Origin of the sequence: Leifsonia shinshuensis, assembly GCF_013410375.1 — a bacterium.
GTDB lineage: Bacteria > Actinomycetota > Actinomycetes > Actinomycetales > Microbacteriaceae > Leifsonia > Leifsonia shinshuensis.
Window position 1 is genome coordinate 3,980,277 of record NZ_JACCFL010000001.1, and the last position, 22,564, is coordinate 4,002,840.

The window sequence follows — 22,564 nt, forward strand, 5'->3', positions numbered from 1 at the left end:
TCACGCGCGACGCCGCGCGAGCTCCACGCGCGCGCCGGACGCGGCCGACTCGCGTGCCGCCAGGCACACCCGCAGCGCGTCGATCGCGGCGGCCACCGGCGCGCGCACCGGCTCGGCGCCGCTCTCGACGCAGTCGAGGAAGTAGCGCGCCTGCGCAGCGAACGGGTCGCCGGGGAGGTCGGCGACGGCGTCCGTGCCGCGGTCGCCCACGATCTCCAGCGTGGTGCGGAACGGCGCGCCGGCCGGGAGGTCGGAGACGGCGAGCAGCTGGGCCACTCCGCCGGACGCGTACTCGACCGTGAGCGCGGCGGGAGCGCCGAAGCCCGGCCCCGGCGCGCGGACCGCCGTGACGGCGACCGGCTCGCCCAGGTACGACCCGGCCTGGTCGACGTCGTGGATGGCGAAGTCGACGATCATCCCGCCCGACTGGCTCTCGTCCTCCAGCCACTCGTACCCCTCCGGCGCCGCCGAGAGCCGCGACCCGAGCACCGCGCGCGGCCGGCCGACGGATCCCGCCGCGACCCGCTCGGCGAGCGCCGCGTAGCCGGGGAAGAAGCGCACCACGTGCGCGACCATCAGCACACCGGGCGCGCGCCGGGCGGCGTCCGCCACCCGCTCGGCGTCGGCGAGGGTGAGCGCGATCGGCTTCTCGAGCAGCACGTGCCTGCCCGCGGCGAGCGCCTGCACGGCCAGGTCGGCGTGCGTGGGGGTCGGCGTGCAGATCGAGACGATGTCCGCGGCCGGGTCGGCGAGCGCCTCGTCGAGCGAGGCCGCCCAGCGCGCGCCGGGCGCCGCCGGCAGGTCGGGACGGCGGCGGGGCGAGACGGCCCAGCGGACCGGCACGCCGCACGCCGCCCAGGCCTCCGCGTGCGCACGGCCCATCCGGCCGGCGCCGACGACGATCGCGCCGTGCCCCGCGACGAGCTCGCTCATCGCACCGCGCGGTCGACCTGAGCGGGGTCGAACAGCGCGTCGAGGACGAGCCGGCCGGCTCCGCGGATGCCGGCCTCCTGCTTCGCCGCGCTGACCGCGATGTCGAGCTGGTCGGTGATCATCGGCAGGCAGTCGGAGTAGATCGCCGAGCGGACGCCGGCGACGAACGCCTCCGCCTCGCCGAGGATGCCGCCGAGCACGAGGCGCTCCGGGTTGAAGAAGTTCATGATCGTCGCCAGCACGCCGCCGGTGCGCAGGCCGGCCTCCCGCAGCATGAGGGTCGCGCGCGGGTGCGCGTCCCGGGCGAGCGCGAGGACGTCGCGGGTGTCGGCGACGTCCACGCCGTCCCGGCGCAGGGCCTGCACGATCGCGGCGCCTCCCGCGACGGCGTCGAGGCAGCCGACGCGGCCGCAGGAGCACAGCACGTCCGGAGCGCCCGGCACGGTGACGTGGCTGATGTCGCCCGCCATGCCGTGGTGGCCGCGGTAGACGCCCCCGAACGCGACGATCCCGCAACCGATGCTCGAACCGGCCTTGACGAAGACGAGCTGGCCGTCGCCGGAGAGCGCGTCGGCGGTCTGGCCGGTGACGTCGTACTCGCCCAGCGCCATGAGGTTGGCGTCGTTGTCGACGGCGACGGTCAGGCCCGTGCGGGCGGTCAGCGCGGCCGCGACATCCAGCCCGTTCCAGCCCGGCATCCGCGACGGCGAGACCATCCTGCCCGTGGTCGAGTCGACGGGACCGGGCAGGCCGATCCCGATGCCGCGCAGGTCCTGGCCGGGCGCCGCGTGCTGCGCACGGAGCTCCTCGGCGCCGGCGGCGATCCAGGCGAGCACCCGGTCGGGGCCGGAGCCGATGTCCATCGCCTCGGTGCGCGAGGCCAGCAGTCGCCCGGACAGGTCGAACAGCCCGAATGTCGCGTGGTGCGAGCCGAGGTCGGCGGCGGCGACCACTCCGGAGCTCGGGTCGACCTCCAAGGCGCGCGGGCGGCGGCCGCCGTGCGAGACGCCCTCGCCCGCCTCCCGCAGGAAGCCCGCCGCGAGCAGCGCGTCCACCCGCTGGGTGACGGTTGACGGCGAGAGCCCGGTGTGCCGGGCGATGTCCGCCCGCGAGCCCGCCCGTCCGGAGCGGACGAGGTGGAGGATGCCCCCCGGCGTGGCCGATGTGTTCCCGGGTGCCGCGGTGTGCGTGCCGCTCATCTTCAGCGCATCCCCCTCGTGTGCACGCATCCGTCGCGTGCGGTTATTCGTTGAGGATACTGTAGCGACTTTCTTCGATTTCGAATCAACCAAATTCGAAATTGCAAGAACAAAAGTTACTTAGTACGCTCATCGCATCCCGACCGATGACGATACGAGGAACCGATGGAAACACCGAACGCTCGCACGATGGTGAGCCTGCGCGGCGTCGACAAGCACTTCGGCGACCTGCACGTCCTCCGCTCGATCGACCTCGACGTCGCCCCCCGCGAGGTGGTCGTGGTCGTCGGGCCGTCCGGGTCCGGCAAGTCCACCCTCTGCCGGTCGATCAACCGGCTGGAGACCATCGACGGCGGCGAGATCCGCGTCGACGGCGAGCTGCTCCCCCAGGAGGGCGCCGACCTGGCCCGGCTCCGCGCCGAGGTCGGCATGGTGTTCCAGTCGTTCAACCTCTTCGCGCACCGCACCGTCCTCGACAACGTCGCCCTGGCGCCGGTCAAGGTCCGCAAGGTCAAGAAGGCCGAGGCCGAGCGCCAGGCCCTCGAACTGCTCGACCGGGTCGGCATCGCCGACAAGGCGGGCAGCCACCCGGCGCAGCTCTCCGGCGGCCAGCAGCAGCGCGCCGCGATCGCCCGCGCGCTCGCGATGCAGCCGAAGGTGATGCTCTTCGACGAGCCCACCAGCGCGCTCGACCCCGAGATGGTCGGCGAGGTGCTCGACGTGATGACCTCCCTGGCCCGCGAGGGGATGACCATGATCGTCGTCACGCACGAGATGGGCTTCGCCCGCCGCGCCGCCGACCGCGTCGTCTTCATGGACCACGGGCAGATCGTCGAGCAGGCGACGCCCGCCGAATTCTTCGACTCGCCCCGCACCGAGCGGGCCAGGTCGTTCCTGGCGTCCGTGCTCTCGCACTGACGCCGCAGCACCGAAGTTCCACAGCACCACACGTCCGAACACAGAACGTCCGAACTCAGAAAGGGACGCAATGACCCGCAGCACGACCCGCACGACCCGCCGCCGGGCCGCCTTCGCAGGCGCCCTGCTCGCGGCCGTGACCCTCGCCGTCACGGCCTGCTCGTCCGGCACCTCGGCCCTCCCCGGCGACGGCGCCGGCTCCACGACCGGGACCGACACGGTCTTCTCCGGCGCGCCCGTCGCCAAGGCCGACCTGATCCTCCCCGGCTCCACGATGGAGAAGATCAAGAAGCGCGGCAAGCTCATCGTCGCCGAGGCGCTGGACGCCCCGCTGCTCTCGCAGCAGGACCCGACCGACCCGAGCAAGGTCACCGGCTTCGACGCCGACCTGGCCAAGCTGCTCGCGATCTACATCCTCGGCAAGCCGAACGTGGAGATCGTCCCGCCGGCGTCGGAGACCCGCGAGGCGATGCTGCAGAACGGCACCGTCGACGTCGTCTTCAACACCTACACGATCACCGAGCAGCGCGCGACGCAGGTCGACTTCGCCGGCCCGTACTTCGAGTCGGGACTGTCCGTCGCCGTCAAGAGCGACAACAAGACCATCAAGAGCGAGAAGGACCTCGACGGCAAGAACGTGATCGTCGGCGCGAACACGCCGGCCGTCACCGAGGTGCCGAAGATCGCCCCGAAGGCCACGGTCACCGCGTTCGGCACCGACCCGGCCGCCGTCCAGGCGCTCATCCAGGGCCGCGGCGACGCCTACGTGCAGGACTACACCCTGCTCGCGAGCGACGCCGCCAGCGAGAAGCAGATCAAGGTGGTCGGCCAGCCGTTCACCAAGGAGCCCTACGGCATCGGCCTCCCGCACGGCGACAGCGACTTCAAGACCTTCGTCAACAACTGGCTGAAGTCGATCCAGAAGGGCGGCCAGTGGGGTCAGGCGTGGAAGACCACGCTCGGCACCGTGACCGACTCCGCCATCCCGACCCCGCCGGAGATCGGCTCGGTCCCGGGTTCCTGACCCAGCGGGTTCCTGACCCGACCAACGTTCCCGGGCCATGAGCCCGGGAACCCCCGGGCGGAGCCGGTCCACCGGCTCCGCCCGCCCCTCAGACATTCCTCACGAGTGAGCGAGCGATGAACCCCCTGATCGACAACCTCGGGCCGCTGCTGCAGGCCCTCGGCACGACGCTGCTGATGGCGGTCGTGGCCGGCGTCGGCTCGATCGTGCTCGGCGTGCTGGTCACCGTCGCGCGCGTCAGCCCGATCCCGGTGCTGCGCGCCGCCGCCTTCCTGTACGTGCAGTTCTTCATCAACGTGCCGCTGCTGGCGCTGCTGCTGCTCGCCGTGTTCGCGCTCCCCGACGCCGGCCTCCTGCTGCCGTTGACGCCGACCGCGATCATCGTGCTCACGGTCTACGAGGCCGCCTACGTCGCCGAGGCCGTGCGCTCCGGCGTCAACACCGTCCCGGTCGGGCAGGTGGAGGCCTCTCGCGCCCTCGGCTTCACCCTCGGCCAGTCGCTGCGGCTCGTCGTCGTCCCGCAGGCGCTGCGCGCCGTGGTCCAGCCGATCGGCAACGTGATGATCGCGCTCGCGATGAACACCGCCCTCGCCGCGGCCGTCGGCGTCGTGGAGCTCACCGCCGAGGTCAACAAGATCAACCTCGTCGCGGCGCAGCCCATCCTGATCTTCTCCAGCGCGGGCATCCTTTACATGGCCATCGCGCTGGCCATCGGCCTGGCCGCCGGCTGGGTGGAGCGGAAGGTGGCGATCGCCCGATGACCGCACAGCTGATCCCCGACCGTCCGGCGCCGGTGCGCGCCGCGCGGACGAAGCGCCCGCGGAAGGCGTATGCCGCCGCGTTCATGTACGACGTCCCCGGTCCGCGCGGACGCCGCAACATCCTGCTCGGCACCGTGCTGAGCTGCCTCGCGATCGCCGGGCTGCTCGGCTACGGGCTGTGGCAGTTCGCGTCCCACGGGCAGCTCGCGCCCGAGCGCTGGGCGCCGTTCACCGAGTGGCCGATCTGGAACTACCTGCTGGTCGGGCTGCTCGGGACCCTGGAGGCCGCCGCTATCGTCGCCGTGCTCGGCGGCCTCCTCGGGGTGCTCCTCGCACTCGGCCGGATCAGCCGCCTCCGCGCGGTCCGGTTCCTGTGCGCGCTGTACATCGAGATCGCGCGCACGGTCCCCGTCCTGCTGGTGATCTACCTCATGCTGTTCGGCCTCCCGCAGCTCGGGATCAACCTCCCAGTGCTGTGGAAGCTGGTCGTCCCGCTGACGATCGCCAACTCGGCCGTGTTCGCGGAGATCGTGCGAGCCGGCATCCTCAGTCTCCCCCGCGGTCAGCGCGAGGCCGCGCTCAGCCTCGGGATGCGGCCCGGCCAGGCGATGCGCTTCGTGGTGCTCCCGCAGGCGGCGCGGAACGTCGCGCCGTCGCTCGTCACGCAGTTCGTCAGCCTTCTCAAGGACACGTCGCTCGGCTACATCGTGGCGTTCACCGAGCTGCTCTACCGCGGCCAGGTGCTCGCCTCGTACCTGCACCTGCTGATCCCCACCTACGTCGCCGTGACGGTCATCTACCTGGTCGTCAACGGCAGCCTCTCGGCGTTCGCCTCTCGCCTGCAGCGCGGGCCGCGGCGACGTCCCTCCGCGCAGCCCGCGCTCCCGGCGCTGCCGGCCGCCCAGCACCAGGAAGAGACCCATGCCTAGCACCGCCTCCGCCACCGCCGTCCCGGGCCTCGCCGAGCTCGCCGCCGTGCGCCGCTCCGGCTTGATCGAGAGCCGCCACTTCGGCAGCCTGGTCGCGCTCGACCCGGACGGCGGGACGCTGCTGGAGCTCGGCGACCCGGACGCGGTCGTGCTGCCGCGCAGCACGGTCAAGCCGCTCCAGGCGCTGGCGTGCCTCACCGCGGGCGCCGCGCTCGCCGGTCCGGAGCTGGCCATCGCGGCCGGCAGCCACACCGGCGAGGACGAGCACGTGCGCGTCGTCCGCGGCATCCTCGCGGCGGCGGGGGTGGACGAGTCGGCGCTCGGCTGCCCGGTCGACCGGCCGGAGGACGAGGGCACCTTCGAGCGGATGATCCGCGCCGGGGAGCCGCGCACGCGCATCCGGATGAACTGCTCCGGCAAGCACGCCGCCATGCTGCTGGCCGCAGCCGCGAACGGCTGGCCGACGGACGGATACCTCGACGCGGCGCACCCCGTGCAGCAGCAAGTGCGCGAGACCATGGCCGCCGTCACCGGCGTCGCGGTCGGGCACGACGCGATCGACGGCTGCGGGGCGCCGCTGTTCGGGACGACCGTCCGCGGGGTCGCCCGCTCGTTCGGCCGCCTCGTGACCGCGGCTCCCGGGACCCCCGAGCGCACGGTGGCGGACGCGATGCGCGCGCACCCGTTCTACGTGGGCGGCAGCGGTCACCAGAACTCGACCCTCATGGAGACAATCCCCGGCGCGCTCGCCAAGGGCGGCGCTGAGGGTGTGATCGGGGTCGCGGCGGCCGACGGCACCGCCGTCGCGATGAAGATCGTGGACGGGAGCCCGCGCGCGACGACCCTGATCGCCCTCCGGGTGCTGGAAGCGCTGGGCACCGACATCTCCGGTGCGGGCGCCCTGGTCGACCTGCCGGTGCTCGGCGGCGGCGTGCCGGTCGGCCGGATCGAGGTCGGGACCGACCTGGCCGCGGTGCTGGAGCGCGTCGCGTGAGCGGAGTGCTGGTCGAGATCTGCCTCGAGGACCTCGCCGGCGTGCGCCTGGCCGAGGATGCGGGCGCCGATCGCATCGAGCTGTGCAGCGCGTTGTCCGACGGTGGCCTGACCCCGTCGATCGGCACCGTGGCGACCGTGCTCCGGTCGGTCGGGCGGATGGGCGTCAACGTGCTGGTGCGTCAGCGGGCCGGCGACTTCGTGTTCGACGCCGCCGAGCTCGCCGCGATGGTGGCCGACATCCACGCCGTGCGGGCGCTGCCCAACCCGCGGGGAGTCGCAGTCGGTTTCGTCGTCGGCGCGCTCCGGCCCGACGGGTCGGTGGACGTGGACGCGACGCGCACGCTGGTCGCGGCCTGCGGCGACGCGGCGGTCACCTTCCACAAGGCCTTCGACCAGGTGCCCGACCGTGCGGCGGCTCTGGAGGAGCTGGCCGCGCTCGGGGTGGCGCGCATCCTCACGTCGGGCGGCGCGGCCACGACGCTCGAGGGCGCCGACGAGCTCGCCGCGCTGGTCGTGCAGGCGGGCGAGCGGATCGTGGTCCTCGCCGGCGGCGGAGTCCGCCCGGGGAACGTCGCCGACCTGGTGCGCCGGACGGGCGTGCGGGAGGTGCACCTGCGGGCGGCCGCAACGGTCGCGAGCGGTTCGCTGGCGACGAGCGCGTACGACTCCGGGCACCGGCAGGTGACGTCGCAGGCGATCGTCGCGGCCGTCGTCGACGCGGTGCGGGAGGTCGCGGCATGAGCGGCACGACCGTCGCCGCGCTCCCGGCCGAGCAGGGCGACGGCGGCGAGGCCCCGGGCTCCGGAGCGCCCGTCGTGCTCGCCGTCGACCTCGGCGGCACGGCGATGAAGGGCGCCGTCGTGGCGGAGGGCGGCGCGGTGGTCGCGGAGCTGACGCGGCCGACGCCGGGCGGCGACATCCTCGGCGCGCTCGTGACGCTGTTCCACGACCTCCGGGAGGTCGCCGGCGTCGCGGAGCGCGAGGTCGTCGGCGCGGGGGTCGCCACCCCCGGCATGCTCGACGAGCAGCGCGGCATCGTGCACTACGCGTCCAACCTGGACTGGCGCGACGTGCCGCTGCTCGACATCCTGCAGGGCGAGCTGGACCTCCCGGTCGCGGTCGGGCACGACGTCCGGGCCGCCGGGCTGGCCGAGCGCACGTTCGGCGCGGCGCAGGGCTCCGACGACTTCGTGCTGGTCCCGATCGGCACCGGCGTCGCCGCGGCGCTCGTGACCGCGGGCGGCACCATCACCGGCGCGACCGGTGCGGCGGGCGAGTTCGGGCACATCCCCGTCGTCGCCGGCGGCGAGCCGTGCACCTGCGGCCAGCGCGGCTGCCTGGAGGTCTACATGTCCGGGGCGGGGGTGGCCCGACGCTACCGGGAGGCCGGCGGTTCTGCGCTCAGTACGCGGCGGATCGTGGCGCGGCTCGGCAGCGACCCGCTCGCGGACCGGATCTGGGGCGACGCGGTCGACGTGCTCGCCCAGGGCCTCACCATCCTGACCCTGCTGCTCGACCCGAAGGTCGTCGTGCTGGGCGGCGGCGTCTCGCACGCGGGCGACGCGCTGTTCGCCCCGCTGGAGCGTGCCGTGACGGCGGGGCTCGCCTGGCGCGAGCGGCCCGCGATCGTGGCCAGCGGCCTCGGCGGCGACGCCGGCCGTACGGGGGCCGGCCTGCTCGCGTTCACCGCGGCACGCTGACCCGCAGCGCCGCCGCGCACATTCGTGCCGAATGTCGCGAATGGCGCCGCCATAATCAACATTCGTGAGGAATGTGGGCACCCCCACCCCGCGTTGCGCAGACCCGGCCCCGCACATTCGTGTCGAATGTCGAGCACTCGCACTGCCGCGTGCTGCGCGGCGGCCGTCCGCGGATTCGTGCCGAATGTCGCGAACAGCGGCGCGAGAGTCGCGATTCGTGCCGAAACGCTCGCGTCGCGCGGGCGGCCCCGCGGCCACTCGCGTTCGGTAGCCTGGTGGGATGCTCACGCCGCCGATCACCGCGAAGAAGCCGACCGAGCGCAGCCACCACGGCGATGTCGTCGTGGACGAGTACGAATGGCTGCGCGACAAGGACGACCCCGCTGTCATCGCGCACCTCCACGAGGAGAACGCGTACACCAACGCGCGCACCGAGAAGCTCGCCGTGCTGCGCGAGCAGATCTTCGACGAGATCAAGTCGCGCACCCGGGAGACCGACCTGAGCGTCCCCACCCGCGAGGGCGACTGGTGGTACTACACCCGCACCGTCGAGGGGAAGCAGTACGGCATCCACTGCCGCGCGCCGATCGACGGGCCGGACGACTGGGAGCCGCCCGCGCTGGACGAGGAGGCCCAGCAGCACGGCCTCCCGGGCGAGCAGATCCTGCTCGACGACAACGCGGAGGCCGAGGGGCACGACTTCTACGCGCTCGGCAGCTTCGACGTCAGCGCCGACGGCAACCGGCTGCTCTACGGCGTCGACACCGAGGGCGACGAGCGGTACACGATCCGCGTGCGGTCGCTGGCGGACGACGGTACGACCTTCCCCGACGAGATCGCCGGCACGGGCGCGGGCGCGCTGTTCGACCCGAGCGGCGAGTACATCTTCTACACGACCGTGGACGACGCCTGGCGGCCGGATACCGTCTGGCGGCACCGGGTCGGCCAGGGGCCGGACGGCGAGGCCGACGCGCAGGTCTTCCACGAGCCGGACGAGCGCTACTGGATCGGCGTCGGCCTCACCCGCAGCCGGCGGTTCCTGGTCATCGAGGCCGGCTCCAACATCACCAGCGAGAGCTGGCTGCTCGACGCGGGTGACCCGACGGGCGAGTTCCAGGTCGTCTGGCCACGCAAGGAGGGCGTCGAGTACGACATCGAGCACGTCGTCGCGGGCGGCCGCGACCGCCTCCTCATCGTCCACAACGACGGCGCCGTCAACTTCGAGCTCGTGAGCGTCGCGGCCGACGACCCGCAGGGGCCGCGCCGCACGCTGCTCCCGCACGACCCGGCCGTGCGCATCGAAGGGGTGGACGCGTTCCGCGACTTCGTGGCGCTGGAGTACCGGCGCGAGGGGATGACGCGGCTCGCGGTCGCGGCCCTCCCCTCCCCGAGCGAGGGCAGCGTGGTCGCCGAGGTCGACGACATCCTCCACGAGCTGCACTTCGACGAGGAGCTCTTCACGGTCGGCGCGGGCGGCAACCCCGAGTGGACGCAGCCGTTCCTGCGCCTCGGCTACGGCAGCTTCGTGACCCCGTCCAGCGTCTACGACTACGACGTGCGCACCCGGCAGCTCACCTTGCGCAAGCAGCAGCCGGTGCTCGGCGAGTTCGAGCCGGAGCTGTTCGAGCAGCGCAGGGAGTGGGCGACCGCGGAGGACGGCACCCGCATCCCGATCTCGCTCGTCTACCGCCGCGACCTGGTGACGCCCGGGGAGCCGGCGCCGCTCGTGCTCTACGGCTACGGGTCGTACGAGGCCAGCATGGACCCGTCGTTCGGCATCCCCCGGCTCAGCCTCCTCGACCGCGGCGTGGTGTTCGCGATCGCGCACGTGCGCGGCGGCGGGGAGCTCGGGAGGCTCTGGTACGAGCACGGCAAGAAGCTGCACAAGAAGAACACCTTCACCGACTTCGTCGCGGCCGCGAAGCACCTCGTCGACCAGGGCTGGACGACCCCGTCGCAGCTCGCCGCGCAGGGCGGCAGCGCGGGCGGCCTCCTGATGGGCGCGGTCGCGAACCTCGCGCCGCGGCTGTTCGCCGGCGTGCTCGCCGAGGTGCCGTTCGTCGACCCGCTGACCACCATCCTGGACCCGTCGCTGCCGCTGACGGTGATCGAGTGGGACGAGTGGGGCGACCCGCTGCACGATGAGGACGTGTACTTCTACATGAAGTCGTATGCGCCGGTGGAGAACATCCACCAGAGCGTGTACCCGCGCATCCTCGCCGTCACCAGCCTCAACGACACGCGCGTGCTGTACGTGGAGCCGGCCAAGTGGGTGGCGAAGCTGCGGGAGGTCGGCGCCGACGCGCTCCTCAAGACCGAGATGGCGGCCGGCCACGGCGGCGTGTCCGGGCGCTACGCGGCCTGGCGGGAGCGCGCGTTCTCGCTGGCATGGCTGCTGGACGTGGTGGGGGCGCACCCGACCGGGGAGTAGCGGAGATCCGGGCCGCAGGTGATGCGCAGCTACCGGAGGAGAATCTGGCTGGATACGCGGGGATGTCCTCCGTTGACTGCGTTTTGCGGTCGCCGCGGGCGGGATCTCCTCCGTTGGCTGCGGCGTCGGTAACGGAGGAGATCCGAGGCGACACGCCCGCGATCCGCAGGTAACGGAGGAGATCGGGGCCCGGTTCGGAGGGATGTCCTCCGGTGGCTGCGGTGGCGGGTGGGGGTGGATGTCCTCCGGTGGCGGGGTCAGCCGAGGTGGTCGGGGTCTTTGCCGGTGCGCTCGCCGGACTCGAGGGTGGCGATCGCGGCGAGGTCGTCGGTGTCCAGCTCGAAGCCGAAGACGTCGAGGTTCGACCGGATGCGCTGCGGCGTGGACGACTTCGGGATGACGACGTTGCCGAGCTGGAGCTGCCAGCGGATGACGACCTGCGCGGGCGTCACCCCGTGCTTCGCGGCGATCCCGGCGAGCAGCGGATCGTCCAGAACGCGTCCGCGCGCGAGCGGTGACCACGCCTCGGTCACGATCCCGTGCGCGGCGTCGTACGCGCGCACTTCCGCCTGCGGCAGCCACGGGTGCAGCTCCACCTGGTTGACCGCGGGGACCGTCCCGGTCTCCGCCGCGAGGCGCTCCAGGTGGTGGATGTGGAAGTTGGCGACGCCGATCGACCGGGCCCGGCCCTCCGCCTTCAGCCGCTCGAGGGCGCGCCACGTCTCCACATACCTGTCGTGCTTCGGCGCGGGCCAGTGGATGAGGAACAGGTCGACGGTGTCGAACCCCAGCCGCTCCAGGCTGGCGTCGAACGACCGCAGGGTCGAGTCGTAGCCGTTGTCGGTCCACCACACCTTGGTGGTCACGAACACCTCGTCGCGCGGGACACCGCTGCGGCGCACGCCCTCCCCGACGGCGCGCTCGTTCTCGTAGAACGTGGCGGTGTCGATGTGGCGGTACCCGGCCTCCAGGGCGGTCAGCACCGCGTCCACCGTCTCGGCCTCCGGGATCTTGTAGACGCCGAACCCGAGCTGGGGGATGCGGTTGCCGTCGTTGAGAGAGACCAGGGGGATGTTCGCCATGGGTTCATTCTGCCCCGCGTCCGGCGTAGTGATGGGGTCTACGAAAGGAGACGACATGGCCTACGACGACAAGCGGGTGGCATTCCTGGTCGGCCCGGAGGGGATCGAGCAGGCGGAGCTGGCCGAGCCGTGGAAGGCGGTGACCGACGCGGGAGCGAGCGCGAAACTGATCTCGAAGGACTCCGGGACGGTGCAGGCCTTCAACCACCTGACGCCCGCCGACGAGTTCCCGGTGGACCTCACGCTCGACGCCGCGTCCGCCGACGACTTCGACGCGCTGGTGCTACCCGGCGGCGTCGCCAACGGAGACCAGGTGCGCACGTTCCCCGGCGCCGTCGCGCTGGTGAAGGCCTTCGCGGACGCCGGCAAGCCGATCGCGGTGATCTGCCACGGCGGCTGGGTGCTCATCGAGGCCGGCGTGGTCGGCGGCCGCACGCTGACCAGCTGGCCGAGCCTGCAGACCGACTACCGCAACGCCGGCGCGACCTGGGTCGATGAGGAGGTCCGGGTCGATTCGGGACCGTTCACCCTGGTGTCGTCCCGGAAGCCGGACGACCTCCCCGCGTTCAACCGGGAGCTCCTGAAGCTCATCGCCTGACCGCGACTGCACCCCGCCTCCGCTCTTCGTGGACGTTTCCTGACAATGGCGGACGGCGGGGTTGCACTCCGGAGCCGACCGCGGGAACGTAGGCGACTCCTGGAGGAACAACGAAAGGAGAGCACGTGCTCACCCTGACCGAGAACGCCAGCACGATCGTCAAGACCCTCACCGATCAGGCGCCGCAGGACGACGCCGGTCTGCGCATCAGCAGCAGCAACCCGCAGAACACCGCGTTCGCCGCCGCCGTGACGCCCGAGCCGGAGCCCGCGGACCAGGTGGTCGAGTCCGACGGTGCGCGACTGTTCCTGGAGCCGGGCGCCGCCGTCGCGCTCGACGACAAGGTGCTCGACGCCCAGGTGGACGAGCAGGGCGCTGTGAGCTTCGCGATCGGCGCGCTCGCCTGACGCCGAAGCGACTACCCGAAGCCGGCGCCCCAGCGGCGCCCGCTCCCCCGGCCCCGGTGCTTCGTGCGCCGGGGCCGAGTCGTGTCACGAGCACGTACCGGCGCGGCTGTCAATCGTATCGACCGTCCGGTTCTGTTGTGTTTCCGTCGATGGTGTGCGGGCGGCGGTTCAACCCAACCCCGAATGCCGCCCGCACACCTGGTCTCAGGTCACGGGTGGTCTCAGGTGACCGGTGGGCGCTGCGGCTCGCCCGCGTCGATGAGGAACTCAACCGCGGTCGTCCATAGCGGGACGATCTTCGTGGGCGGGATGTCCTCCTCACCCGCGAAGTGCACGGCGAAGTGCACCTCCGGCTCGCCCTTGACCGGGTCGGCCGTGGCGATGATGCCCAGGTAGCCGTCGTCCTCGGTCACCCGCCAGCGAGTGTTGGAGCCCGGCTCGGGGGCGATCCGCACGCTATGGCCGCCGTAGTCGTAGGTCGGACCGGGCGGGAGCGCGGCGCGGGAGTCGATCGTCATACTGATGTTCTACGACCTCCTCCCGCACCGGCTCAACTCGTTCACTTTTCGAACGATTCGGGGTAAGCGACGCGCGCGTCAGGCCGTCGGGACCTCCGCGGCCTCCGTGTCGCCCGCCGTCTCCGTCTCCTCCTCGGTCGCCGCGCCGCGGAACTGCGTCATGTACAGGTCGTAGTACGCGCCCTTCTTCGCCAGGAGGGTCGCGTGGTCGCCCTGCTCGACGATGCGGCCGTGCTCCATCACCAGGATGGTGTGCGCGTCCCGGATCGTGGAGAGCCGGTGCGCGATCACGAACGAGGTGCGGTCGCTTCGCAGCGCGGCCATCGCGTGCTGCACGAGCAGCTCGGTCCGGGTGTCCACCGACGAGGTGGCCTCGTCGAGGATGAGCAGCGACGGGTTCGCGATGAAGGCGCGCGCGATCGTCAGGAGCTGGCGCTCACCGGCGGAGACGTTGCCGCCGTCCGCCTCGATCTTCGTGTCGTAGCCGTCCGGGAGCTGGCGGACGAACCGGTCGACCATGGTCGCCTTGGCGGCCTCCACGACCTCCTCGTCGGTGGCGTCGAGGCGTCCGTAGCGGATGTTCTCCCGGATCGTCCCGGAGAACAGCCAGGCGTCCTGCAGCACCATGCCGACCTGGCCGCGCAGTTCGGCGCGGGACAGGTCCGTCGTGTCGATGCCGTCCAGGCGGATGGTGCCGCCGTTCAGCTCGTAGAACCGCATGATGAGGTTGACCAGCGTGGTCTTGCCTGCGCCCGTCGGCCCGACGATCGCGACCGTGTGACCGGGCGCGACCGACAGCGACAGGTCGCGGATCAGCTCGGTCTCGGGGTCGTAGGAGAAGTCGACGCTCTCGAGCTCGACGCGGCCGTCGGCGCGCTCCGGCAGGTGCCGGGTCTCGACGTCGGCCGACTGCTCCTGCGCGTCGAGGAACTCGAACGTGCGCTCGGCCGACGCCACGCCGGACTGCAGCATGTTCGCCATGCCCGCGATCTGGCCGATGGGCTGCGAGAACTCGCGCGAGTACTGGATGAACGCGGTCGCGTCGCCGATGGTCATCTGGCCCGAGGCGACGCGGAGGCCGCCGACGACCGCGATGAGCACGTACGACAGGTAGGAGACGAAGTTCATCGCCGGCATGATCATGCCGGACACGAACTGGGCGCCGACCGTCGACTTCCAGAGCTTCTCGTTGCGCTTGTCGAACTCCTCGAGCATGACGGCGTCGCGGCCGAAGGCGCGCACCAGGTCGAGCCCGGAGTACGACTCCTCGATGTGCCCGTTCAGCGCGCCCGTCGAGCTCCACTGCTGCTTGAACAGCTTCTGCGACCGGGTGCCGATCACGCCCGCGATCACGCCGGACAGCGGGATCGAGATGAGCGCGATGAGGGCCAGCTGCCAGGAGACGATGAACATCATGATGCCGATGCCGATGACGGTCAGCACCGACTGGATGAGCTGGGAGAAGGCCTGCTGCAGCGCGGTCTGGATGTTGTCGACGTCGTTGGTCACGCGCGACATGAGGTCGCCGCGCTGCCGGGTGTCGAAGTAGCTGAGCGGCAGCCGATTGAGCTTGTTCTCCACGTCGGCGCGCAGGCGGTAGATCACCCGCATGACCAGGCCGTTGAGGATGTAGCCCTGCCACCACTGCAGCAGGGACGCGACGAGGTACATCGCCAGCACGATCATGAGCAGCCGGCCGAGCGCCGTGAAGTCGATGCCCTGGCCGGGGACGACGTGCGACCCGGCCAGCATGTCGGCGAACTGGGTCTGGCCGGCGGCGCGGGCTCCCGCGATCACCTGGTCGAGCGACTGGCCCTTCGGCAGCTGCGCGCCGACGAAGCCGTTGAAGATGACGTCGGTCGCCTGGCCGAGCACCTTCGGCGCGATCACGACGAGCGCCACCGAGACGACGACCAGCAGCGTCACGAACGACATGGCGAGCCATTCGGGCTTCAGCAGCCCGAGCAGCCGCTTGAAGGACGGCCAGAAGTTCTCGGCCTTCTTGGCGGGCGTGCCGCCGAACATGTCGCCGTCGGCCTCCGTCGGCTCGTACTCGTACTCGAGCTCGAGCTCGTCGATCGCCGTCTGCACGCCCGCCTCGGTGAGGACGCCCTCCTGCTCGACTCCCTCGGCCTTCGCGCGGGCGGTGCGGTTCTTCTTCGGACGCGCCATCTCAGGCCACCTCCAGGCTCAGCTGGGACTCGACGATCTCGCGATACGTCTCGCTCGTCTCCAGGAGTTCGTCGTGGGTGCCGCGCCCGACGACCCTGCCGTCGTCGAGCACGATGATCTGGTCGGCCTCCCGGATCGTCGACACGCGCTGCGCGACGACGATCACGGTGGCGTCGCCCGTGGACTCCGCCAGCGCGCTCCGCAGGCGGGCGTCGGTGGCGACGTCGAGGGCCGAGAACGAGTCGTCGAACAGGAGCACCTTCGGCTCCGCGACCAGCGCGCGGGCGATGCAGAGCCGCTGGCGCTGCCCGCCGGACACGTTGGTTCCGCCCTGCGCGATCCGCTCGTCGAGGCCGTGCTCCTTGGCGCGGACGAAGTCCTCGGCCTGCGCGGTCCGGAGCGCCGCCCAGAGCTCCTCGTCCGTCGCGGTGGGACGACCGAACCGCAGGTTGCTGGCGACGGTCCCGGAGAAGAGGTACGGCTTCTGCGGCACCAGGCCCAGCACGCCGGACAGCTGTTCGCGGCTGAGCGAGTCGACGGGGACGCCGCCGATCCGCACGTGTCCGCTCTGCGGGGTGAACAGGTCGGCGATGACCGAGACCAGCGTGGACTTGCCGGACCCGGTGGAGCCGACGATCGCGGTCACGCGCCCGGGCTCCGCCGTGAAGCTGACGTCGTTGAGCACCGGCTTCTCGGCGCCCGGGTAGCCGAACGTGACTCCGGCGACCTCCACGCGCCCGTCTGCCGGCACCGAGCCGGCGCCCGCGGCTCCGCCCGTGGACGGGGTCGCGCTCAGCACCTCCTCGATGCGCTCGGCGCACACCATCGCGCGCGGGATCATCATGGCCATGAAGACGCCCATCATGACCGCGACCAGGATCTGCAGCAGGTACTGCAGGAACGCGGTCAGCGCGCCGATCTGGATGTCGCCGGCGCCGACCCGGTGGCCGCCGAACCAGAGCACGGCCACCGTCGCGACGTTGAGGATGAGCATGATGATCGGGAACATCAGCACGAAGACGTTGCCGACCTTGACCGAGATGCGGGTGAGCGCCGCGTTCGCATCGTCGTAGCGCGCCGTCTCGAACTTCTCGCGGACGAACGCCCGGATGACGCGGATGCCGACGATCTGCTCGCGGATGACGCCGTTGACGCCGTCGATGCGGTCCTGCATCTCGCGGAACATCGGCAGCAGCAGCCAGACCAGGATGCCGACGACGACGAACAGCACGGCGACCGAGACCCAGATCAGCCAGGAGAGCCCGGCGTCGACCTGGACCGCGAGGATGATGCCCGCGATGCACATGATCGGCGTGGACACCATGAAGTTGAGCGTCATCAGCACGAGCATCTGCACCTGCTGGACGTCGTTGGTGTTTCGCGTGATGAGGGTCGGCATGCCCCAGCGCGCGAGGTCGAGCGCCGGAAGCGCGTCGACCTTGCGGTAGAACGTGCGCCGGACGTCCCGGCCCAGCGACATCGACGCGCGCGCGCCGAAGTACGTGGCGGTGATCGCCGCGGCGACCTGGACGAAGCAGACCATGAGCATCATGCCGCCGGTCGACCAGATGAAGTTCGTGTCGCCCTTGACGACGCCCTTGTCGATGATGTCGGCGTTGAGCGTGGGCAGGTAGAGGGCGGCGATCGTCGCGATGAGCTGCAGGACGACCACGGCGGCGACCGCACCCCAGTAGGGGCGGATGAACCGCACGGCCAATCGAAGAAGAGTCACGGATGAGTCCTGGTTCTGATCTGGTGGAAAGTTATGACGGGCGCACTCCGCCGCCGACCCCGCCGAGCCGACCCCCGTCGGCACGGCGCTGTGCGATGACCCCCGCAGAGTGCAACGCTAGCGCGGACCGGCGACATCCGCCCCCCGCGAGGGACGATGTTCATCGATCCGATCCGACGCTATCGGGAGTTGCGGCCACCCGCTGACTGCATTCGAGATCTGTGGAGTTCAGGCCGGCGTGTAGAGGAGGTGCAGGACACCGTTGGCGTACGCATCGTACTGGCGCAGCCGCAGCTTCGCCTCCGGCGTCCCCTCCGGGAACAGCCGCGCTCCCGAGCCGCGGACGACCGGGTACACGAACAGGTGGAGGGCGTCGACCAGCCCGTCCGCCAGCAGCGCCCGGACGAGCGAGCCGCTGCCGCTGACGTACAGGCCGCCGCTCACGCTCTCCTTCGCCTCCCGCACCCGGTCGGCGTCGTAGCCGCCGAGCGAACGCGAGTTGCCCCAGATCGACTCGGCGGCCGCGTCGTCGAGGGTGGAGCTGACCACGAGCTTGGTGGTGTCGTTGAAGAACGGAGCGCCCGGGTCATCGGCCGAGGTGCGCGCCGACCAGGCCGGCGCGAACATCTCGAACGTGCGCCGGCCGAGCAGGATCGCCTCCGACGCGTTCGTGATGCGCGCGAGGTCCTCCCCCATGTCGGGATCGAAGCCGTATTCCGCCGTCCAGCTCGGGTCCTCGAAGACGCCGTCGAGGGAGACGAACTCGTGCACTGCGATGCTGCCCATGCGGCCAGCTTAGGTGCCGGGCTCAGGCGGTCGCCACCAGCCGGTCGACCCGCTCCACGACGAGCCCGGCCATCCCTAGGCGTCCTTCCGCAGCTGGAGGAGAAGCTCCGGCGCCCGTGCGTCGAGGACGTTCCCGCCTATCCGCACGCCGACCGCGACCAGCACCCCGCCCAGCGCCACGCCGACGACGAGCGCCGCCCAGCCCCAGAGCGCCTCCCCGGTCACCAGCCCGACGATGAAGAGCACGATCTCGGGGAGGCACAGCACCGCGATCACGCCCCAGGCCGCGAAGGTCGGCCCGATCAGCGAGATGTTCGCGCCCGGCCGCGACCGGAACGGGTTGTCGCCCGGCTCCGGCACCGGGAAGACCAGCCGCGCCGAGGTCACCGCGCACACCGCCGACCCGGTGAGGAGGATGCCCAGCGACAGCCCGATCAGGCCGGGGAGCACGTGCCAGGCGTCGCCGACGGCCGCGCCGAAGATCGCGATGAGCACGACCGCCGGCACCGCGAAGGAGAGCAGCGCCGCCGCGCGGCCCCAGCGGTCCGCGCGCCCGGGCACCGCCTTCGCGACGTGCAGCGCGAACGCCGTGGAGTCGTAGGAGACATCGGCGATCATCCCGATGCCGAGCGAGAAGGCAACGACGGGCGCGGCGATCACGGGCAGGACGGAGGAGTGGTTGAGGCTCGAGTAGAACCAGAACAGCACCGGCATCAGCGGGACCACCAGCAGCTGGCGCAGGTAGCGCGGGTCGCGGAACCAGTAGGTCAGGCAGCGGGCCGCGATCGCTCCCGACCGGGTGCCGGGCAGGACGCCGAACCAGCCCAGCTTGCCCTGGGCGCGGACGCGCGACGAGGCACGCGCCGGCGTCGTCAGCGACCGGGCCAGTCCCCAGCGCCAGACCAGCCAGAGCACCGCGAAGGTGGCGACCGCGATCAGGAATCGCGCCAGCGCGCCCAGCGGGTCGCCGAGCGCGAGCTGCGACGGGACGGCCCACACCGCTCCGAGCGGCGACCAGGACAGCCCGTCGGCGACGGCGGGCAGCGCGTCCGACGACGAGCGGAGGCCGCGCGTGATGCCGATCACGATCGGTCCGGCCAGGATGAGCGGGATGAGGATGAGCAGCCCGCTGGCCTCCCGGAAGCGCCGGCCGCCGGACAGCCCGCTCGACACCGACGTGACCGCGCGCGACACTACGATGCAGGTCGCGGCGCCGAGCACGCCGGTCACCAGCGCCACCAGGGCGATGCCCGGGAGCCGAATCCAGCTCAGCGAGGTCGCCAGCGACGCCAGCGTCGTGGCCGCCCCCGCGACGCCGACGGCCGCGCTGAGCAGCATGCCGACCATGAGCGGCCGGAGCGGGATCGGGTAGACGGCGAGCTTGGCCGGGTCGAGGGTCTGCTCGATGCCCGACAGCAGCAGCGGGAAGACCGCCCAGCCGAGCACGGCGGCCGAGCCGGCGATGATCACCACGGTGCGCACCACCTCGGTCGGCGCGAAGCCCAGCAGCACGAGCCCGCCCAGCACGACGACGAGCGCGATGAGCGCGTAGACGCCGCCGATGACGACCGCGACCAGCTGCGACGTGCTGCGGCGGAACGAGTTGCGGAGGACGAGCAGGCGCAGCCTTACGAGTGTCGCAACCACTCCGGTCCCTCCCCCACGCGGCGGCCGCCGACGAGCTCGACGAAGCGGTCCTCCAGCGTGGAGCCCGCGCGCACCTCGTCGACGGTTCCGGCGACGACCACGTGACCGTCGGTGATGACCGCGACGTGGTCGCACATCCGCTCCACCAGGTCCATGACGTGGGACGACACGATGACCGTGCCGCCACCGCGGACGTAGCCGTGCAGGATGTCGCGGATGTTCGCCGCGGAGACCGGGTCGACGGACTCGAACGGCTCGTCCAGCACCAGCACGCGCGGCGCGTGCACCATCGCCGCGGCCAGCGCGATCTTCTTCGTCATGCCGGCGGAGTAATCCACCACGAGCGTGCCACCCGCGGACGCGAGGTCGAGCAGGTTCAGGAGGTCGTGGGTGCGCTCGACCGCGGTCGGCCGGTCCATCCCGCTCAGGAGCCCCGCGTACTCGACCAGCTGCTCGCCGGTGAGCCGGTCGAAGAGCCGGACCCCGTCCGAGAGCACGCCGACGAGGGCCTTGCCCGCCAGCGGGTCGCGCCACATGTCGACGCCGTGGATGAGCACCTGGCCGGCGTCGGGGCGCAGCAGCCCGGTGACCATGTTGAGCGTCGTGGTCTTGCCTGCTCCGTTCGGGCCGACCAGGCCGTAGAAGCTCCCGGACGGGACGTCGAGATCGATCCCGTCCACCGCCGCCTTGGCCCCGAACCGCTTGTGCAGTCCCCGGATCGCCACCGCGACCGCATCGTCCTGCGTCATCGCACCTCCCCAGGGCTGTCGTGCTCCTCTGACGCAGCCCACCTCACCCTACGCGACACGGCACCGGCGCACACCGCCCTCGTCGAGGGCACGGCGCGCATGCGGTCAGACGCGCTCGAACACGGCGGCGAGGCCCTGGCCTCCGCCGATGCACATGGTCTCGATCGCGAGCGTGCCGTCGAAGGCGGGCAGCTCGTGGGCGAGCGTCGCGAGCATCCGCAGGCCGGTGGCGCCGATGGGATGCCCGATCGAGATGCCGCTGCCGCGCGGGTTCAGCCGCGGGTCCTCGGCGTCGATCCCCCAGTCCGCCAGGCAGGCGAGCACCTGCACGGCGAACGCCTCGTTGAGCTCGATCACGTCGATGTCGGACCAGGTGACGCCCGCTCGTTCCAGCGCTCTGTTCGCCGCGGGGACGGGCGCGACGCCGAACACGGCCGGATCGTTGCCCGCGACCGCCCACGACCGCAGGCGGAGGACGGGTGTGAGCCCCAGCGCGGCGGCGCGCTCCGGGGTGGTGACGATGGCGGCGGCCGCGGCGTCGTTCTGGCCGCTGGAGTTGCCCGCGGTGACGGTCGCCGCCGGGTCGGTGCGGCCGAGGATCGGGCGGAGGGCGGCGAGGGCCTCGAGCGTCGTGTCGGCGCGGGGATGCTCGTCGCGGTCGACCACGACGTCGCCCTTCCGGCCGGGCACGACGACAGGCACCAGCTCGGCGTCGAACGCGCCGGACTCCTGCGCGGCGACCGCGCGACGGTGCGAGCGCAGGGCGAGTTCGTCCTGGGCCTCGCGGCCGATGCCGTACTCGCGGCGCAGGGTCTCCGCCGAGCCGACGTTGCCCTCCGGTGTGGGGAAGTTCCGGCCGCCGACCGTCTCGCGCCCGCGCGCCAGCGCATCGTGCAGCAGGAGGCCTCCGGGCGGCAGGCCGCGGCGGCCCTGCTCGGTATAGAGGGGAGCGTTCGACATCGACTCGGCGCCGAGCGCGACCAGCACGTCGCTCGCGCCGGTCTGCACCTCCATCGCCGCGTTGACGACGGCCTGGAGGCCGGACCCGCAGCGCCGGTCGAGCTGGTACCCGGTCGTCGTGACGGGGAAGCCCGCGTTGAGCGCGGCGACGCGGCCGAAGGCGGGAGCCTCCATCGTGGGATAGCCCTGCGCGCCGATCACTCCCTCCACCGCGGCCGGGTCGAGCCCCGTCCGGTCGAGGAGCGCGCGCAGCACGGTCTCGGCGAGGGAGAGCGCCGACACCGGGGCGAGCGCACCGCCCATCCGGCCGACAGGGGTGCGCAGCGGGGAGCAGACGACGACCTCGCGGAGCTCAGGCATGCGCCGTCTCCGTTCCCGCGGTCAGCTCCGCCGGGATCGCGAGCGGGGCGCCTGTCGCCTCCACGACGTCGTCGATCGTGACGCCCGGCGCGACCTCGCGCAGCACGAGGCCGTCGTCAGTGACGTCGATCACGGCGAGGTCGGTGATGATCCGGTCGACGCAGCCGCGGCCAGTCAACGGGAGGGTGCACTGCTCGACCAGCTTGGCCGAGCCGTCCTTGGCGACGTGCTCCATGACCACGATGACGCGCTCGGCGCCGTTGACGAGGTCCATCGCCCCGCCCATCCCCTTGACCATCTTGCCGGGGACCGCCCAGTTGGCGATGTCGCCGCCGGCCGAGACCTGCATGGCCCCGAGGACCGCGGTGGCGATGCGGCCGCCGCGGATCATCCCGAAGCTCGCGGCCGAGTCGAAGTAGCTCGCGCCGGGCAGCACGGTCACCGTCTCCTTGCCCGCGTTGATGAGCTTGGGATCCTCTTCGCCCTCCCACGGATACGGCCCGACGCCCAATATGCCGTTCTCGGAATGCAGCACGACGTGCACGCCGCCGGGCAGGTGGTTCGGGATGAGCGTGGGGAGGCCGATACCCAGGTTCACGTAGGAGCCGTCCTCCAGTTCGAGGGCGGCGCGGGCGGCCATCTCGTCGCGGGTGCGGGGCATG

General features: G+C 71.8%; 21 protein-coding genes. 10 read left to right on the forward strand and 11 right to left on the reverse strand.

Features of this window, described 5'->3' with window-relative positions:
• Both HNR13_RS19165 and HNR13_RS19170 read right to left on the reverse strand, forming a co-directional pair.
• Positions 1-933 carry a Gfo/Idh/MocA family protein gene (locus HNR13_RS19165; RefSeq protein WP_179608309.1) on the reverse strand — a complete coding sequence of 311 codons (933 nt, stop codon included), beginning with the start codon at positions 931-933 and terminating at the stop codon, positions 1-3.
• On the reverse strand, positions 930-2,132 hold the full coding sequence (locus tag HNR13_RS19170; protein ID WP_179608311.1) for an ROK family transcriptional regulator: 1,203 nt from the start codon (positions 2,130-2,132) through the stop codon (positions 930-932). Before HNR13_RS19170 ends, HNR13_RS19165 begins: the two co-directional genes overlap by 4 nt.
• Positions 2,133-2,297: 165 nt before the next feature.
• Between HNR13_RS19170 and HNR13_RS19175 the strand changes: the two genes are divergently transcribed.
• The 8 genes from HNR13_RS19175 (at position 2,298) to HNR13_RS19210 (ending at position 10,891) form a co-directional block, all read left to right on the forward strand.
• Positions 2,298-3,050: an amino acid ABC transporter ATP-binding protein gene (locus tag HNR13_RS19175; protein ID WP_281369288.1), complete on the forward strand. Its 753-nt coding sequence runs from the start codon at positions 2,298-2,300 to the stop codon at positions 3,048-3,050.
• A 70-nt stretch (positions 3,051-3,120) separates the two neighbouring features.
• Positions 3,121-4,074 (forward strand): glutamate ABC transporter substrate-binding protein, encoded by a 954-nt coding sequence (locus tag HNR13_RS19180; protein ID WP_179608313.1) that lies wholly within the window; start codon positions 3,121-3,123, stop codon positions 4,072-4,074.
• 116 nt (positions 4,075-4,190) lie between these two features.
• Positions 4,191-4,835 (forward strand): amino acid ABC transporter permease, encoded by a 645-nt coding sequence (locus tag HNR13_RS19185; RefSeq protein ID WP_179608314.1) that lies wholly within the window; start codon positions 4,191-4,193, stop codon positions 4,833-4,835.
• A complete protein-coding gene (locus tag HNR13_RS19190; protein WP_179608316.1) occupies positions 4,832-5,764 on the forward strand; it encodes an amino acid ABC transporter permease in 933 nt (310 codons plus the stop codon). The genes HNR13_RS19185 and HNR13_RS19190 overlap by 4 nt, the downstream gene beginning before the upstream one ends.
• Positions 5,757-6,758 carry an asparaginase gene (locus HNR13_RS19195; protein ID WP_179608317.1) on the forward strand — a complete coding sequence of 334 codons (1,002 nt, stop codon included), beginning with the start codon at positions 5,757-5,759 and terminating at the stop codon, positions 6,756-6,758. The genes HNR13_RS19190 and HNR13_RS19195 overlap by 8 nt, the downstream gene beginning before the upstream one ends.
• On the forward strand, positions 6,755-7,501 hold the full coding sequence (locus HNR13_RS19200; RefSeq protein WP_343063626.1) for a copper homeostasis protein CutC: 747 nt from the start codon (positions 6,755-6,757) through the stop codon (positions 7,499-7,501). The genes HNR13_RS19195 and HNR13_RS19200 overlap by 4 nt, the downstream gene beginning before the upstream one ends.
• Positions 7,498-8,460, forward strand: a complete 963-nt coding sequence (locus HNR13_RS19205) for an ROK family protein (RefSeq protein ID WP_179608319.1) — start codon at positions 7,498-7,500, stop codon at positions 8,458-8,460. The genes HNR13_RS19200 and HNR13_RS19205 overlap by 4 nt, the downstream gene beginning before the upstream one ends.
• Before the next feature lie 280 nt (positions 8,461-8,740).
• A complete protein-coding gene (locus HNR13_RS19210) occupies positions 8,741-10,891 on the forward strand; it encodes a S9 family peptidase (RefSeq protein WP_179608321.1) in 2,151 nt (716 codons plus the stop codon).
• Positions 10,892-11,148: 257 nt separating this feature from the next.
• Here the strand turns inward: HNR13_RS19210 and HNR13_RS19215 are convergent, their stop codons facing one another.
• The gene (locus HNR13_RS19215) at positions 11,149-11,973 is read right to left on the reverse strand and encodes an aldo/keto reductase (RefSeq protein ID WP_179608323.1); all 825 of its coding nucleotides are present in this window, start codon (positions 11,971-11,973) and stop codon (positions 11,149-11,151) included.
• Positions 11,974-12,028: 55 nt separating this feature from the next.
• On the opposite strand from HNR13_RS19215, the gene HNR13_RS19220 reads away from it, so the two are divergent.
• Together HNR13_RS19220 and HNR13_RS19225 are read left to right on the forward strand one after the other, a co-directional pair.
• Complete coding sequence (locus HNR13_RS19220) at positions 12,029-12,571, forward strand: type 1 glutamine amidotransferase domain-containing protein (RefSeq protein ID WP_179608324.1); 543 nt, start codon at positions 12,029-12,031, stop codon at positions 12,569-12,571.
• A 125-nt stretch (positions 12,572-12,696) separates the two neighbouring features.
• Entirely contained in the window at positions 12,697-12,978 is a 282-nt protein-coding gene (locus HNR13_RS19225; RefSeq protein ID WP_179608326.1) for a Fe-S cluster assembly protein HesB, read from the forward strand.
• A 221-nt stretch (positions 12,979-13,199) separates the two neighbouring features.
• On the opposite strand, the gene HNR13_RS19230 is transcribed toward HNR13_RS19225, so the two are convergent.
• The 8 genes from HNR13_RS19230 to HNR13_RS19265 form a co-directional block, all read right to left on the reverse strand.
• Positions 13,200-13,496: a hypothetical protein gene (locus HNR13_RS19230; protein WP_179608327.1), complete on the reverse strand. Its 297-nt coding sequence runs from the start codon at positions 13,494-13,496 to the stop codon at positions 13,200-13,202.
• Between the two features lie 78 nt (positions 13,497-13,574).
• A complete protein-coding gene (locus HNR13_RS19235) occupies positions 13,575-15,521 on the reverse strand; it encodes an ABC transporter ATP-binding protein (protein ID WP_179609690.1) in 1,947 nt (648 codons plus the stop codon).
• 148 nt (positions 15,522-15,669) lie between these two features.
• Positions 15,670-17,400 (reverse strand): ABC transporter transmembrane domain-containing protein, encoded by a 1,731-nt coding sequence (locus HNR13_RS19240; protein WP_179608329.1) that lies wholly within the window; start codon positions 17,398-17,400, stop codon positions 15,670-15,672.
• 228 nt (positions 17,401-17,628) lie between these two features.
• On the reverse strand, positions 17,629-18,186 hold the full coding sequence (locus tag HNR13_RS19245; RefSeq protein WP_179608331.1) for a dihydrofolate reductase family protein: 558 nt from the start codon (positions 18,184-18,186) through the stop codon (positions 17,629-17,631).
• A 75-nt stretch (positions 18,187-18,261) separates the two neighbouring features.
• Positions 18,262-19,833: a transporter gene (locus tag HNR13_RS19250; protein WP_179608332.1), complete on the reverse strand. Its 1,572-nt coding sequence runs from the start codon at positions 19,831-19,833 to the stop codon at positions 18,262-18,264.
• Complete coding sequence (locus HNR13_RS19255; protein ID WP_179608334.1) at positions 19,815-20,582, reverse strand: ABC transporter ATP-binding protein; 768 nt, start codon at positions 20,580-20,582, stop codon at positions 19,815-19,817. The genes HNR13_RS19250 and HNR13_RS19255 overlap by 19 nt, the downstream gene beginning before the upstream one ends.
• Positions 20,583-20,687: 105 nt before the next feature.
• On the reverse strand, positions 20,688-21,902 hold the full coding sequence (locus HNR13_RS19260; protein WP_179608335.1) for an acetyl-CoA C-acetyltransferase: 1,215 nt from the start codon (positions 21,900-21,902) through the stop codon (positions 20,688-20,690).
• On the reverse strand, positions 21,895-22,563 hold the full coding sequence (locus HNR13_RS19265; protein WP_179608337.1) for a CoA transferase subunit B: 669 nt from the start codon (positions 22,561-22,563) through the stop codon (positions 21,895-21,897). The genes HNR13_RS19260 and HNR13_RS19265 overlap by 8 nt, the downstream gene beginning before the upstream one ends.
• Position 22,564 lies beyond the last annotated feature (1 nt).